This is a genomic window from Parabacteroides sp., assembly GCF_977054455.1.
Window position 1 is genome coordinate 1 of sequence record NZ_CDRTCT010000013.1, and the last position, 15,829, is coordinate 15,829.

At 47.3% G+C, this 15,829-nt stretch carries 6 protein-coding genes; 5 read left to right on the top strand and 1 reads right to left on the bottom strand.

Going from position 1 to position 15,829, the window contains the following annotated elements:
- The first annotated feature begins 183 nt into the window (after window positions 1-183).
- The 3 genes from ACW6QF_RS07980 to ACW6QF_RS07990 all read left to right on the top strand — a co-directional run bounded on the left by ACW6QF_RS07980 (window position 184) and on the right by ACW6QF_RS07990 (window position 9,378).
- Complete coding sequence (locus ACW6QF_RS07980) at window positions 184-939, top strand: DNA-binding domain-containing protein (protein ID WP_456087412.1); 756 nt, start codon at window positions 184-186, stop codon at window positions 937-939.
- A 202-nt stretch (window positions 940-1,141) separates the two neighbouring features.
- Window positions 1,142-5,347 (top strand): DUF6383 domain-containing protein, encoded by a 4,206-nt coding sequence (locus tag ACW6QF_RS07985; protein ID WP_456087413.1) that lies wholly within the window; start codon window positions 1,142-1,144, stop codon window positions 5,345-5,347.
- A gap of 20 nt (window positions 5,348-5,367) precedes the next feature.
- The gene (locus tag ACW6QF_RS07990) at window positions 5,368-9,378 is read left to right on the top strand and encodes an Ig-like domain-containing protein (RefSeq protein WP_456087414.1); all 4,011 of its coding nucleotides are present in this window, start codon (window positions 5,368-5,370) and stop codon (window positions 9,376-9,378) included.
- Window positions 9,379-9,491: 113 nt separating this feature from the next.
- Here the strand turns inward: ACW6QF_RS07990 and ACW6QF_RS07995 are convergent, their stop codons facing one another.
- The gene (locus ACW6QF_RS07995; protein WP_456087415.1) at window positions 9,492-10,382 is read right to left on the bottom strand and encodes a PfkB family carbohydrate kinase; all 891 of its coding nucleotides are present in this window, start codon (window positions 10,380-10,382) and stop codon (window positions 9,492-9,494) included.
- 183 nt (window positions 10,383-10,565) lie between these two features.
- Here ACW6QF_RS07995 and ACW6QF_RS08000 point away from each other — a divergent pair, with 183 nt between their 5' ends.
- Both ACW6QF_RS08000 and ACW6QF_RS08005 read left to right on the top strand, forming a co-directional pair.
- Window positions 10,566-13,508, top strand: a complete 2,943-nt coding sequence (locus ACW6QF_RS08000) for an alpha-L-arabinofuranosidase C-terminal domain-containing protein (RefSeq protein ID WP_456087416.1) — start codon at window positions 10,566-10,568, stop codon at window positions 13,506-13,508.
- Between the two features lie 25 nt (window positions 13,509-13,533).
- Window positions 13,534-15,822 (top strand): DUF2339 domain-containing protein, encoded by a 2,289-nt coding sequence (locus ACW6QF_RS08005; protein WP_456087417.1) that lies wholly within the window; start codon window positions 13,534-13,536, stop codon window positions 15,820-15,822.
- Window positions 15,823-15,829 lie beyond the last annotated feature (7 nt).

Here is a 15,829-nt window from a genome sequence, read left to right on the forward strand (position 1 = left end):
GGATTATATCGTCCGAGAATCGAATATTTTGGAAAATTCCGCAAAAATCGGTCGCCTGAAAATAATCAGACTCTCGGAACCACTAAAACAGAGGCTGCGCCGTAAAACTTAATTACGACACAGCCTCATTAATTGTATTGGTATTTCCCGCCTCACCACCGGGTAACTTAAATTTAAAATATTATGGCAACTGAAAAGACAATCTTGTCAGTAGAATTGTACGATAACGTACTGACAGAAGCCCCCGGCGATTACACCGGAAAAGTCAATATCACCGGTACATACCGCAATGAGAATATTGCGGAAGACATCGTAAAAGAACGTACGGAGTTCCGTCCGGAAACAATCATCAATATCCTGAATCTGGCCGACCAGAAAAAGATCGATGCCGTTCTCAACGGCAAAAGCGTGATCGACGGTGTCGGGCAGTACCTCTTGAACTTCAGCGGCCCGTTAGAAGGCGAGAAACCCATTTTCGATCCCGAAAAGAATAAATTCGGCACTACCTTCACCCCAGGGAATGCCCTGTTGAAAGGCTTGAAAAACCTAACGGCAAGATTCCACATGGCCACAGTAGGCCCGGTCATCAACTCTATTATCGACTCGACAACCGGCAAGGAAAGTCAGGAACTGACCGCCGGCGGTCCGGCCATTATCAACGGCTCTACTCTTCTGTTGAAAGGCGACGATCCTTCCGTAGGCGTCTATTTCACCCCCGACGGAGGAGGCGAACCCCAAAAAGTCTCGGTTATTGTGACCAACACGAAGTCGCAGATCATCATCTCGGTCCCCCAACTCTCCAACGGTTCTTACTATCTTAGTGTCACGACGCAAGCCGGCAGTGGTTACAAATTAGTAAAAGAACCCCGCACATACCGTTTCCCCATCCTGCTGACTGTCGGAGGCGGCGGAGAAGAAGAACGCCCCGGAGAACTCTAACCCGTCCGCTCGATACAGGTGTCGATCCCTCGTTCCCTACGTATGGGGGACGAGGCTTCGGCACTGGTGTCAAACGGGCGATCACTATAGGTATCAACTTAGGCATCACTATGGGTGTCAAAGCCTAAGTTGACACCATACGTCCTAACAAATGTTAATGATTTATTTCAATATTAATAACTCACTTTAAAATCAAAAGCTTATGAAGCGAAAATTACACTTTTTGCTCGCCGTCAGTATAGGGTTGACGGCAAGTGTCGGTTGGCTGCATGCGGAAGATGCCAAGTTAGCCAAAGATGCAAACGTTACATTTAAAGACGTACCGGGTTTTACCTTCGTGTATGCCCAGGGAAATCCGGTTACGGTGACTGCCGGCGATAATAGTACGACTATAATAAAAGCCGATGGTTCAAACGAACAGCTGGTTATTGCTAAAGATAGTGTAAATAAACTGTATCTGTTCGGGGGCAGTAAAAATGGCACAGTATCATCTACTAAAATAACAGTGGAAAGTGGAACGATCGCCAGTGTGTTCGGTGGAGGATATGGGGATTTGACAAATGGCACTCATGCCGCCGTTTCGGATACGAGCAAGATTATTGTCAAAGGAGGTTCTATCCATAACATTATTGGGGGTGGCCTTTACTATTCAAAATCAAAAGTGGTAAAGATCGACATTTCGGGTGTGACGATGGACGATAATGCCTGGGTTATGTGTGGAGGACAAGAAAGCGGAAAGACGTCCGGCAGCATATATCCTGCATTTAATGCCAGTGCGAATACAGTAGAAAGCGGAATTATGAATATTACCGGAGGTACATTCTGTTATGTCGCAATCGGCGGTACGGATGGTTCAAAAGGATATGTGAAAACGGCAAAAGCCAATATTTCGGGTGCAACGATAGTGGGCCTGTTCGGAAATGGTTCGAACGGAGCATCCGATGATGTGGAAGGGAAGATTACAAATTGTACTTTTGCTGCTAAGGGTACTAATTATCCGGTAGAAGTGGCTGCCATCAACAGAGGGCATGTAAAAAATGTCAAGTTGGAGTTTGACAACTGTATTTTCCCGGCAGGAGAAACATTCTGCTTTGTAGGTGGAACTTCGAATTGGAAAAGCGGTTATAAAGGTTCTGAAGTTCAGGTTGTCAATCCGGGTAAAATCTCTTATTCGTTTACAAGCTGTACGAATACTCCCGTATTGGGTCTGAGTGATGGATTGGACGCTGCGAATGTGGAAGTAACCGGTGCAAAGGTCAAAATTGTTCCTTTTAATAACGGCGTCGACCAGCCGATCACCGCTTTCAAGATTAGTGAAAAGAAGACTTGGACCTTCAATAATGGCTTGTTGTCCGACGATGGCGTGACATTGACTGTTGATAAAGATGGTATATTAAACAACCTGTTCTTTGCCAACGGGAAACCTGTTACGATCACTGCACGCGATGGTGGCAAGAAAGGGGCTAAGATAGGCACGGAAGAATACGACCAGACCCTGAGTGTGTTTGGCGGATCATTGAATGCTTCTGTCGAAACATCCAATATTACAATGGAGAGTGGTTCTATCCGTAATCTGTATGGCGGCGGATATGGTGCAGGTAATAAAAGCTCCGGTACAGCGGCTAATGTGACAACGAAAACTACGATTGCCATTAAAGACGGAACTATCAGTAACACACTGGTCGGGGGCGGTTATTACTATTCTAAATCTCCCGAAGTGGACTTGACTATTAGCGGCGGCCGGATTGCTACCCTGTACGCCGGCGGTTATGATGCGGGGAAAACGTCAAATGCGTTGACGTCTACATGGGAAAACTGTGTGAATGGCGTCAAAACATTCAAACTGACCATGACCGGCGGAACCATAACCGAAGGACTCGGATGTGGCGGTGGGCAGGGATATGCTCACACGGATAGTAGCCATGTCGAGATCAGTAATGCAACGCTTGCTGCTTTCTACGGCGTTCTATCGAACGGTAGTGCGAGAACGATTGAAGCGGTGCTTAACAACTGTACATTTAGCGCTATGAATGATTACTATGAATTTGCGTCTGTCAATCGAGGTAAAGCCGGTAATATAGATTTTACTTTTAATGGATGTTCTTTCAATAACTTGGATAAGATTAATTCGAGTTTAGTAGCTGTTGGTGGCTGGGCAAGTTCGGATACGAATGGAAAGGATGTTCCTTGCGTGACAGGTAAAGCCAAATATACATTCATCGACTCTAAAACGAACACACCGGTCATGAAGGTTGGACAAGGCTCAGATAATGCAGATCTTGAACTGATAGGAGCTGTAGCTAAGATTGATTCGGCATTGTATTCAGAAAAAAGTGGCAAACAAGTATGGCATAAAGAATTTACTCTCGGAACCGGCAAAACCTGGACCTTCAACGACGGTCTTTCAATGGCAAGCGGTGTGACGCTGACGAAGACAGGGACATTGAAATATGGCAAGTCTTTCGAAGCCGATGTCAAGACGTTGGCTGAAATGAAGAATGCTCTGGAGATGGCCAATGCAGGGGATGAGTCGATTGCCAATACGATCAATTTGAATGCGGATTTGCTTGTACCGAATGACAGTACAGCTTGGATGGCAGCATTCAATAACATGGGATATTACTATCGAATAATGAAACCTGTCATAATTAATGGTAATGGCAAATCGATATCCGGTACATTCCCAAGTAATGCGACTAAAAAGTATGTTATCACAGCCGACTATACCGGAGATAAAGCAATCACCATTAACGATCTGACCATTGAAAAGACCAATGCAACCGCATTGAATATCACTTGGCCGAAGAATGTGATCCTGAATAATGTAACATTGAATGAAAATGAAGCTGGCGCTCTGAATATCAACTCTGCAGTGGTGAGAGCAACAAATCTGCAAACAGCAGGCAACCGTGTCGGTGTCCGTATTCAGAATCAAAATAGCACAGATCACACATTGCCTCACTTCGAATTAGTAAGTGGAACATTGAAAGATACGGTTCAGATCGCTTTCCATGATCGTACGCTTGCAGGCAATGAAGGCGGCGAAGCTATTACCGATTATGATGCTTTAGTTACTCTCCCGAAAGATGGCGGTTACATCAAGACTTGGAGAAATGCTGAACTGAAAGCCGGCAAAAAAGCTATCGTACGTGTTTGGGCGAATAGCCGGTTTGCTACCGAATATGTCAGCAACAATGCTACCGTACAGTTGGATAGCATCTCTTCCGGTCTGGACTCACTGCTGGTCGACCAAACATTTGCAAATGTTGCCGGTGTGATGAACACAGATGTGAAATATGCTACATTCAATGGTAAGGATCTGGTCGCTTCCGCTTTGAGGAATGGTTTGGTCATCAACTGCGAAGATGCTTATCTGGTGACAGGCAAAGAAGATGCAGCCAATTTTGCAGAGGCGGCAAAAAAGAAGCCGGTTAAACAACTGACGCTTGCTGATAACAAATTGGCAGTCGTTTCTGCATTCTCTGCTCCGGTTATTAATGACGAACAATCTTGGAATGACGCTATGTATGCAGAGCAGAATGTTACGATTACAAAAGACGGTATTCTGAATATCAACGTAGCAATGGCTCTCGATACAGTCTTTATGGAAGAAGGCGCACAATTGAAGGTGCTTCCGAATACAGCCGTAACGGCTAAAGCTGTCCAGTTGGCCTATAAGGTAACAGACAAATGGAAAGCATTCGGATTCCCGTTCAATAAAATGGGGGATAGCAAGACAATGACAGTTAAGGATGCAAGTGGTACTGATGTTAAAACTAAAGAAGGAAACTTTGGTGCTGCAGAAACAGGTCTTTGGGCTGCTACTGTAAAAGATTCTGAAATAGGATTTGCTATGAAATCAGCTGAAGCAACTCTTGATTCCGCTTGTTTGATCGCTGCAGACAGAGATAGCTTTATCTACGTAACAAGCCCGGCTGGCGTGGTTGTCTCTTTAGGAACGAAAGAAGCCCCGGTATCGGTTGGTGATTTGAAGAATGGTACTCCTACATTGAAAATGTCAGCCAACCCGAACCTGTACGAAATGCAGCTTTCCGGCTATGCTTATGTATTAGATGAAGGTCAGAATGTATTTACACAGCAGTTCAACCCGGCAATCGCCCCGTTCCAGAGCTATATCTTAGCTGATGAAACGACTACCAGCACATTGCGCTCCCTCCGTGTAGGCGAAACACCGACAGGCAACGAAACCATCACTCCGGCGGAAGGCTATTATGTCGAATCCGGTCATGGAACGATTACGATCCGCACGGCTGAACCTGTACAGGTGGTTGTCGCCGATATGTTGGGCCGTATCTATTATAATGCCCGCGTAACCTCCGACGGCTATCAGATCAACCTCCCGGCAGGCATCTACGCTGTAAACAAACAGAAAGTAATAGTTAAGTAACAATTAAAACGAAGACGAATATGAAAAAGATAAAATCCGCGTTATCCCTCGCCCTTCTCGTTGCGGCCCCGGCGATATACGCTCAAAATATAGACACCAAAGCCCCCGCAGAACCGGGCTTCATGGTGACGTTGAATGTAACGGACAAAGGCTCTGCCGCCGATACGGTATGGATAAGAGATTACAAAAATACGAAGGATTCCGTTGAACTGAAAGGCAATCAGGTCAAGTATGGCTCATACCTTCGTATAGGTCTGAAAGCCCGACCGGGACAGACTATCGACTCATTGAAGGTAGGTGGAAAGAAAGCGATTTGGACAGGCACTGCTGATGAAAAAAACATACTTGGAACTCTCACCTTCACGGCAGGAAATCCGAACCTCTATTCTCTTCCTCTTGGTCAGATAAAGAGTGAAACGAATGTAATGGTTGCCTGGAAAGAAAAGGCAAGCTGGAACTTGACTTTCGAGAACACGACACAGACGGTCAATACTTCTGGGGCTACGGCTGTTACCGTAAAGGATAACGGTACTGGCAATGCTGATATTATAAAAGGCTATTATAAGACGAATGCCTGCGAGGAAAACGATAAACTGTCAAACGGTGCTTCCGATATCAAGACAGCCGGTACTTACTATGTCAAACTCCAAGCTGATGAGACCGCCGATAAGAAAGGCTTGGATATGGTCATACCGTTGGTTGTCAACAACAAGCTGGCGTTGACTGTTGCAACTCAGCCGTCTGTCGCCTCCGGTTTGATTATAAAAGAAGGCCAGTTGTTATATAATGTCCCTCTCACCGCCGGAACTTGTAAATACGGTGAACGTGTGATCAAAGGTACATGGGCATGGGAGAATCCGAATCTTGTCTTGTCAAAAGGCACTAATACCTGTAAAGCAATCTTTACTCCGGATTCATCTGCAATCTATAATAATGCCACCTCCGGGGATATAACGGTCTCCGCCTTGTATGTGGCTGCTGTCACCGTTGAACAATCTGCCGGCGGTACGGTCACGATTGATGACGCTACCCCTGATAATAAATATGTAGGAACGACCAGCGCTTATGCAGATGTAAAGGTTACGGCCACTCCTGCAACGGGGTATAAGTTCGTATCATGGGCTTCACCTGCTGAACAAGCTAAAGCTGCTTCGACAGAAAAGTATGAAGAAGCTAAAACGAGGGAAATAAAAGCCGCTCCTGACGGCACGGTCATCAAGGCTGTTTTTGCAAAAGCAACCCGTAAGATTACCTTTACGGCTTCTCCTGATAATGGAACGGTCAAAGTGTTGAATGGCGATAAGGAAATTGCGACAGACGCTAATATTTCGTATGGCACAAACCTGACGATCGTAGCCGAACCGGCATCCGGAAAGCAGGTGAAATCTGTTTCTTATGCCTATAAAAAGAGTGATAGCGATACAGGTACAACAACCTCTGCCAACAATTTTGTCGTAGGAGGAGAAGAAGGTGGTTCTTATGCCGTAACTGTAGAATTTGAGGACATCCCGAACCAGAAAGTGATGGTAAATGTCACAGCTCCGGTCAATGGCTCTATTACCATGCTGGATAAAGACAATAAAGCCGTGAATCCTAACTCTTCTGTTGATAAAGGGTCTGCCCTGACAATTGTCGCTGTTCCGAACAGAGGTTATAAGTTGGCTTCGTTGAGAGCGGGCGATACCGAAGTGACTGGCGATTATATTACTGTCAATACCGCCATCACGATTGCGGCAAGCTTCGTGAAAGAAGAATATCTGGTGCAAAACCTGGCTCCCGAACAGGTAGAGTTTAGCAATGTCTCGTTTGGCAAGTCGGAGTTCAACACGTCGATCAAGAATGTGAAAGCCTCTATAAAAGAAGCCTATAAGGGTACTCATAAATTAGTTTCCCTCCTACTGAACAACCAGGCAATCGCCAATGGCGATAACGATTTGCTGGTGGAAGGTGATATGAACTTCTCTGCTTTGGTAAAGACTTTGGAACCGGTCAATATCCAAAATGAAAAGGAGACGAAAGTTATCTATAATGGCAATGCCCAAGTGTATACGGTGAAAACAGCTGCTAATCTTGCGGATTTCAAGGTTACATTTAAAAAAGATGGTAACGAAGTGGTTGCTCCATCGACAGTCGGTAAGTATCAGGTGATCATTACGCGTGAAGCCGATGAGCTATATGCCGCTTACTCGAACGAAAAAGACTATACACTTGAAATCCTTCCGGGAGTACCGGGTGTATTGGATATCCCGTTCTCGGATAAATTGACAGATGCGGATGTAGCTGCTAAGACAACTGTGGCAGGTGAGTGGCTGGATCAAGCTGCTTTTCAAAGCAAATATCCGAATCGTGAACCCGCTACAAAGGCTGGCAATAGTTCTGTCATTTACTTTGTACCGTCAGACGATAATTTGGGATATGTGAAGACAACTACTGTTCCTGCTTCTGAAGCCTCTAATGCAAAAACAGTTACAATCACCTATGCCACTAATGATGCCAACGATCATGGTACTGTCTCTGTTGAAAACGACTTCGTACCGGTTGGCAATAAGACTTATAGCGGTTTGAATTTGACGCTTAATGCGAAAGTTGAAGCCGGTTATAAGATCGATTGGAGCAAAATCACGGTAACAGATGGTACGTTAAAAAACGATCATACGTTTACAGTTTCCGGTAATGTGGCGGTTAATGTTGCTGCCGATGCTTTCACACTCATGTCAACTCCTTCATATAAAACGAACCAGTCAGTGAATGCTACCTATACAGGCCGGTCTTTGGCTTGCACATCCTCTGCTTTAGGCTTGGCTCCTGATGTGGCTTGGAAGGTCCAGTATGTAAAGCAAGATGCTTCAAATCATGATGCGTACACGACCCCTGACCCTGTTGATGCCGGAACTTATAAGATTAAAGTAAGTTGTGACAATGGCACGACATATAGTGCACTTGCAGAAACGGAAATCGGTACGTTGACAATCAAGCCGCAACAATTAGTGGTGACGAATATTAAAGTTCCGAATGCTTCACCTGTAGCTAAGAATGCCATGTTGTCTACTTCTATTTTGGACACGAATGGAAAGGTTACGGATGCACAGGGTAATCCGGTCCCCGGACAATTTACCTGGGAGGATGACAAGAAGGTGACATCTGCCGGCGACCAAAATGTGATATTTACACCGAGTGATCAGAATAACTATTCGGTAGAAGGCCTTCAACTTCACTCTTATGTCTCATTGAAGGGAGTCGCAAGCTATCTGATGACGGTCAAGGCAGAGAATGGAAATGCAAGTAATCTGGTCTTTACGGATGCTACAGGCAATGTGATAAATCCGGCTACCGATAATAAAGTGCCTGCCGGTATGAAGCTGTTTATTACAACTACCAGCGGCACGATTGAGGCTGTTACTGTCAGTGGAGCAAATGCCTCTTCCGGTAGCGAAGCCGGTAGTGGCGAACCTACAAAATGGTATTGTATTGCCGGTAGTGAAGCGTTTACCGTAACTGTAACCTTCAAGTCCGGTACAGAAGGTGGTGGCGACACCCCGTCAGAAGGCGTAGCCGTTACGGGGATCTCCCTGAACAAGTCGACGCTTACTTTGGCTCCTAAGAAATCCGAAAAATTGGTTGCTACCGTAACGCCTACAGGTGCGACCAAGAAGGATGTGAAATGGACCAGTACCGATCCGACGATTGCCAGTGTCGATGCAGACGGAACCGTGAAAGCATTGAAGGCGGGCAAGGCGACGATTATCGCGACCACAGTCGACGGAGGCTTTACCGCAATGTGTGAAGTAACCGTTGATGCCGCTACCGGCATTGAAAAGATCCTGTCCGAAAGCCGCGTCTACGGACAAAGAGGACAGATCGTGATCGAACCGGCTGCACCGGTCGAGGCTACAATTGTGAATATGGCAGGTGTCATGATCTACAAGAGCTTGGTTAACGGAATGGAACAGGTTCCGGCTTACAGCGGCATTTATATTGTCCGCCTGTCTGCTTCCGGCAAGGCGACGACAACGAAAGTTATTGTAAGATAGTATAACTATTATGCGCACCTCGTAATGAGGAAATCATTTGATCCGAAAACGAAGGGGGGAACCGTGAGGCTCTCCCCTTTGTTGTGATCAAGTGCTAATTGCGGGAAATGTCTTTATCCTTGTTTTTTATTCCTTTCGATAATCTCCCAGACATCCTTCTCCGTTCCCCCGAAAGGCCCGGAAGCCTCCAGCTTGATTGTACACATGGCGGCGGCAAAACATCCCGCTTCTTTGTAGGAAGCTCCTTTGTTCCGCATATACAGATAGCCGGCCATATAGGTATCGCCGCATCCTGTAGCGTCTACGATCTCTGTGGGAGGGTAGGCGGGTATCTCATGAAATTCGCCGTCGGCATAAATGACGGATCCCATGCTTCCCAATGTCAGCAAAACCTCCTTGACACCCCAGTTGGCTAATTTCAGGGCTGCTTCGCGCGGGTCTTTGCATCCGGTGAGGACTTCCGTCTCGTGTTCGTTGGCTTTCAGGATATGGATGTATTTCAGCGCCTCTTCCTTTTCCGGCCAGTCTACGGCGAACACTTTCTCACCGCGGACTTCACGCAGGTATCCCTGGGCATCGACCGACAGCATCCCTTTGGTCGATAGATATTTGATTACGTCTAAGGAAAAATCGTCCGCCAGCAGACTTCCCAAATGGTAGATGCGGGCATCGACATCCTGCAACCCTTCGACTGTGAACGGATCGGCTTTTGCCAATACCCGCTGCGTCCGGTTGTCCTGGTTCTCGCCGTATGTGTTCTCGAAGTAGACGGAATGGGCGCTGGGCAACACTTTGACATCAATCCCTTTTCTCCGTATTTCTTCCACCGCATCCATTTCGCTGGCAGCAAGAGCTGTTACCAACAGGAAGTCGGAAGTGTCTAAATTGCTCATTCCATGCGCAAAATAGAAAGATGTCCCTCCCGGCATGTGCAGTGTCCTTTTCGGCGTTACAATCTTATCCAACGTAATGTGGCCGATACAACAAAGATTATGTGTATTCATATTACTTATTTAATCAGAGTGCAAAAGTATATAAAAACAAGGAATAAACCGCTGTTATGGCCATTTTTAGCTCTTTCTCCTCCATTTTGAATAATAAATAGTGTACGTTCTTACACTTTTTCTTTATATTTGCCACTGTTATACGTATTTGATTTATGTAATACCTGAAAAAGCAGTCATCTTATGAGAAAACATCTTTCCTTTTTTATCTTGGTCTTGTTCCTGTTGCCGGGAGTCTTTTCGTTGGCACAGGCATCGTCTTCTTCCGACATACGCTATCTGTTCGCCTATTTTACAGATAAGAATGAGAATCGCAACGGTATGCACTTGGCTTGGAGTGCGGATGGATATTCCTGGACGCCGATAGGGCCGGAACATAGTTTCCTGAAGTGCGATTACGGGACCTGGTATGCCGATAAACGTATGCGCGATCCTTTTGTCATGAAGGGGCCGGATGGACTTTGGCATTGTATCTGGACGCTGAACTGGGACGGGAATGCAATCGGATATGCTCACTCCAAGGACCTCGTGCACTGGTCGCGCCAGTCCTATCCGAAAGTGATGGAAGGGTATGAAGTCCGGAACTGCTGGGCTCCTGAAATGATTTACGACGACGAGAACCGGCAATATGTGATCTTCTGGGCCAGTACGATCAAAGAGAACGGCGTGTGGAAGACCGAGCCGGGAGAAAAATATGACCATCGTATGTATTACACTACGACAAAAGATTTCAAGACCTTTTCCCCTGCAAAGATATTCTTCGATCCGGGACATAACGTGATTGACGTGACCATACAGAAAAAGGATGGCAAATACTATATGCTTTATAAAGACGAACGCATCTGGCCGAAAGCCAAAAAGGAACTGTCGGTTGCCGTAAGCGACCATGCGACAGGTCCGTATCTGCCGACCGGAGACATGCCTTTTGCGACCGACTGGGTGGAAGGGCCGGCCGTTTGCCCGCTGTCCGACGGGAGCTATGTCGTTTATATGGACGCCTATACCCGCCATCGCTATGAAGCGAAACGGACACGTGATTTCCGAACCTGGGAAGATGTGACGGATCGTATTTCGATACCGAAAGATGCCAAACACGGCTCTATCATCACTGTTACCAAAGCGTTTGTCGATAATATCCTTTCGGAAGTGGATGCGGCCCGGCAGCGCGAGAACCTGCGCAATGAACGGCTCGCCTTGCCCGACTCCTTAAAAGAGGCGGTTCCTGTCGAGGCGGAAATTACCGTTGAGGGCGACCGGGCGAAAAAGATCAGTGATTATCTGTTCGGTGTCTTTTTTGAAGATCTGAATTATGCTGCCGACGGCGGCTTGTATGCCGAACTGGTCCAGAACCGCGATTTCGAGTATGATCCGGAGGATAAGACCGGCAACGACCCGGACTGGAACAACCGTTATGCCTGGGATTTGAAGTCATATAAGGCAGATGCCCCGGCAGAAAGTATCGGATTGGAGATCGACACGGTAGAACCGGTCCATCCCAACAATCCGCATTATGCGGTGCTCCGTGCCAAAGGTGCTGAGTTGGACCTGGTCAATGGCGGTTTCGACGGTATCCATATCCGGAAGGGGGAGAAATATGATCTTTCTTTTTTCTCCCGTGTCCGGGGGAACGGTCAGGGCGCCTTGCAAATCCAGTTGAGGAACCGTTTCGGTAAGCCGCTTGCGCAAGCCGCGGTTCAACTCAATTCCGGAGAATGGACGAAGCAGCACCTCACGTTGCAGGCGGTGGAAGATGCGGACAGTGCCTGCCTGTCCATACAGACGATGGCTCCCGGCGTTTATGCCTTAGATCTGATCTCCCTTTTCCCGCAGAAAACATTTAAGAACCGTCCGAACGGTTTGCGTGCCGATCTGGCACAAGCGATAGCCGACCTGCACCCGCGCTTTATGCGCTTTCCGGGAGGTTGCCTGGCGCATGGTGATGGCGTGCATAATATTTATAACTGGAAAGAAACGATCGGTCCGCTGGAAAGCCGCAAACCCCAACGCAATTTGTGGGGGTATCACCAGACGAAAGGGCTTGGGTATTACGAGTTTTTCCAGTTCTGTGAAGATATCCAGGCGGAACCTGTTCCTGTCATTGCCGCAGGCGTATGTTGCCAGAACTCCCGTGGAGGCGGGCAGCAGGGAGTCGCGATGTGCGATATGGACGCTTTTATCCAAGACATTCTGGATTTGGTGGAATATGCGAATGGAGATGCCTCTTCGAAGTGGGGGCGAATGCGTGCCGAAGCCGGCCATTCGGAACCTTTCCGCCTGAAATATATCGGGATCGGAAACGAAGACCAGATAACGGATGCTTTTGAAGAACGTTTTACGATGATCTATGAGGCCCTGAAAGCCAAACATCCGGAAATAACCGTGATCGGTACGGCCGGGCCTTTCAACGAAGGGACCGACTATGAGGAAGGCTGGGAGATTGTTGACAGATTGCAGGTCCCGATGGTGGACGAGCACTATTACCAGACACCCGGCTGGTTCCTGAATAACCAGCATTTCTATGATTCCTACGACCGTCAGGGCGCGAAAGTTTATTTAGGAGAGTATGCCGCCCACCTTCCCGGCCGTCCGAATAACCTCGAAGTCGCTTTGGCGGAAGCGGCTTATATGACTTCACTGGAACGCAACGGCGATATTGTCGGCATGGCCTCCTACGCTCCGCTCCTGGCAAAAGAAGGGCATACGCAATGGAATCCCGATCTCATCTACTTCAACAACCGGGAGGTGAAGCCGACCGTTAACTATTATGTCCAGCAAATGTATGGCCTCAATGCCGGCGACGAGTATCTGCCGGCCACGGTCAGACTATCCGTTCCGTCGGGCGATATTGCCAAACGTCTCCCCGTATCTGTCGTAAAAGATAGTAAAACGGGCGACCTGATCGTGAAATTAGTCAATATCCTACCGGCTGTAACCCGCACAAACATCAGGCTGGACGGAGTTGCAGTTGCCGATACACACGCAGTCAAGACTGTTTTATCCGGCGCGTTGGAAGATACGGATTTGAAACCGCAGACCTTGGACTGCCAGGTCGGACAAGTATTTGCCTGCGAATTGCCGGCATATTCGTTTACGGTGATCAGGATAAAGATAAAATCCGTATATTAGTCGCTGTTAATAAAACAGCAATATTATGGAAACTGCATTTTTCGTTTTGCTACTTCTTGTCGTATGGATCAGCCTGCATAACCATATAGGTAAGGCAATTGCCAATATCGAGTCTCTCAAAAAAGAGATAGCCAGTCTAAGGAAGCAATTGGAAGGGCGGGAAATTGTAGCGGAGGAAGAGTGCCATATCCCGATTTTGTCTGTCGAAATAAGAGTGGATGAAGAGACTTCGAAGCCTGAGGTAAAACAGCCGGAACCGGAACCTCGGAAAGAACCTGTTGTTCCGGTGGCGCCCCCGCCTCTTAAAACGTGGACTCGTCCTAAGCCGGCGCCTCCCAAAAAGAAACGTAAACCGGTTAATTACGAAAAGTTTATCGGAGAGAACCTGTTCGGCAAGATCGGCATCCTGATATTGGTGATCGGCATGGGTTTGTTCGTGAAGTATGCGATCGATAAGAATTGGATCAACGAAGTTTTGCGGACCGTGCTGGGCTTTGTGGTCGGTGGCGGTCTGCTGCTGATCTCGCAGAAGTTGAAGAAAACCTACCGCGCGTTCAGTTCCTTGTTGGCAGGCGGCGCTTTTGCTATTTTCTATGTCACGGTGGCGATGGCCTATCATTACTACGGGCTGTTCAGCCAGGCGACTGCCTTTGTCATTTTGGTGGTGCTTACGATCCTGATGTCCGTCCTTTCCGTCTTTTACAACAGGCGCGAATTGGCCATTATTGCGCTGGTCGGCGGTTTTATATCGCCTTTCCTTGTCAGCAACGGCATGGGGAGTTACTTGGTGCTGTTCGTTTATGTGACAATCCTGAATCTTGGGATGTTCGTCCTTTCCCTTTATAAGAAATGGGGAGAGCTGCCGATCGTCAGTTTCGTGGCGAGCTATCTGATCCTGTTTGGTTATTCGAGCGCGGGAGATCTGGACGTGGCGGGGTTTACGCAATTGGTGCACCTGTTGCTTTTCGCGACCCTGTTCTTCCTTATCTTCCTTCTGCCCGTCGTGACGGTGATACGTTCCGACAGCCGTAAAATCAACCAATTGCTGATGGCAGTCGTGGTACTGAATAACTTCCTTTACCTCTTTTTCTGTTTGTGGTTTCTGCGTGAGATGCAGCTCGAACAGAATATAAAAGGGGCGTTCACCTTGTTTATCGCTCTGATAAATGCGGCGGTGGCCTTTGTTGTAAACCGGAGGAAAGTCGAAAGCAGCTTGCTCTGCCCGGCATTGACCGGACTGGCGCTCACCTTTGTTTCCATCACCATACCGATCCAGTTGGACGGGACCTTTATCACCCTGCTTTGGGCGTGTGAGATGGTGGTCGTCCTGTGGCTCTTCATCAAATGGAGAATCCGGATATATGAATACTTTGTGGCAATCCTGTTTCTCCTGACGAATGTTTCCTATTGGATGGATATCGAAGCCTTGTTGGGGTCAGGCATAAGGCAGGCTTTGTTCGTCAACGGCACATTCGCTACCGGAATTTCTGTCGGCATAGCTTTTTTGCTGGTTGCCTGGTTCTTGTTCCGGAATAAAGATCTGTTTGCGACTACTTCCGTATGGAAATATTCGCCCTGTAATGCGATAACTCTTTTAGACGGAAGTGCGGTCCTTTATACGGCCTTTATGATCGAGTTCGCGCGGAATGTCGACGACTGGTATCTGTCGCAAGGTCTAATGATGGCGTTTACGGCGGTTACCTTGTTTCTATTGCTTCTCGTTATGCGGAGACGTTTTCCGATGGAACGTTATTTCCGGTGGTATGCGTTTTCCTTGTTGATCCCGGTTTGCTGGTATATGTGCGTTTTCCTGTCCGGCCGCTATTTTCAGTGGACGGCTTTGCAGGCACTCGGATGGCTGACGGTGGCTATTATTGCGGCGCATATTTATTGGCTGGCAAAAGAATATTATGCCGTGTTCAATTTCCGTAGCAAGTCGGCGAACAGGATGACGGTCTATGTCAGCATTCTTTCCACCGTTTTGTTGACCCTTGCCGTACGAAGCCTGCTTTGCCAGCTTTCGCTTTCCGATGAGACGAATGCCGGCTTCTCCATTTCCTTGGCGATTGCGGGGTTTGTCGAAATGGCGATTGGCATGCGGTTGCACCTGAAGTCTTTGCGTATGATCAGCCTGACGACTTTCGGCATTGTCTTGCTAAAGTTGGTCGTGATCGATTTGTGGTTGCTGCCGACCCTCGGAAAGATTATTATCTTTATCATTCTGGGTGTTATCCTACTTGTTCTTTCATTTCTTTACCAGAAATTGAAAAAGGTTTTGTTTGAAGAAGACCGGGAAGAGTTGGCAAATAATTAATACAATA

What these genes read in the sequence shown, in the direction of transcription:
- ACW6QF_RS07980 (WP_456087412.1), top strand. Translation starts at nt 184, where the DNA reads ATGGCAACTGAAAAGACAATCTTGTCAGTAGAATTGTACGATAACGTA.
- ACW6QF_RS07985 (WP_456087413.1), top strand. Translation starts at nt 1,142, where the DNA reads ATGAAGCGAAAATTACACTTTTTGCTCGCCGTCAGTATAGGGTTGACG.
- ACW6QF_RS07990 (WP_456087414.1), top strand. Translation starts at nt 5,368, where the DNA reads ATGAAAAAGATAAAATCCGCGTTATCCCTCGCCCTTCTCGTTGCGGCC.
- ACW6QF_RS07995 (WP_456087415.1), bottom strand. Translation starts at nt 10,382, where the DNA reads ATGAATACACATAATCTTTGTTGTATCGGCCACATTACGTTGGATAAG.
- ACW6QF_RS08000 (WP_456087416.1), top strand. Translation starts at nt 10,566, where the DNA reads ATGAGAAAACATCTTTCCTTTTTTATCTTGGTCTTGTTCCTGTTGCCG.
- ACW6QF_RS08005 (WP_456087417.1), top strand. Translation starts at nt 13,534, where the DNA reads ATGGAAACTGCATTTTTCGTTTTGCTACTTCTTGTCGTATGGATCAGC.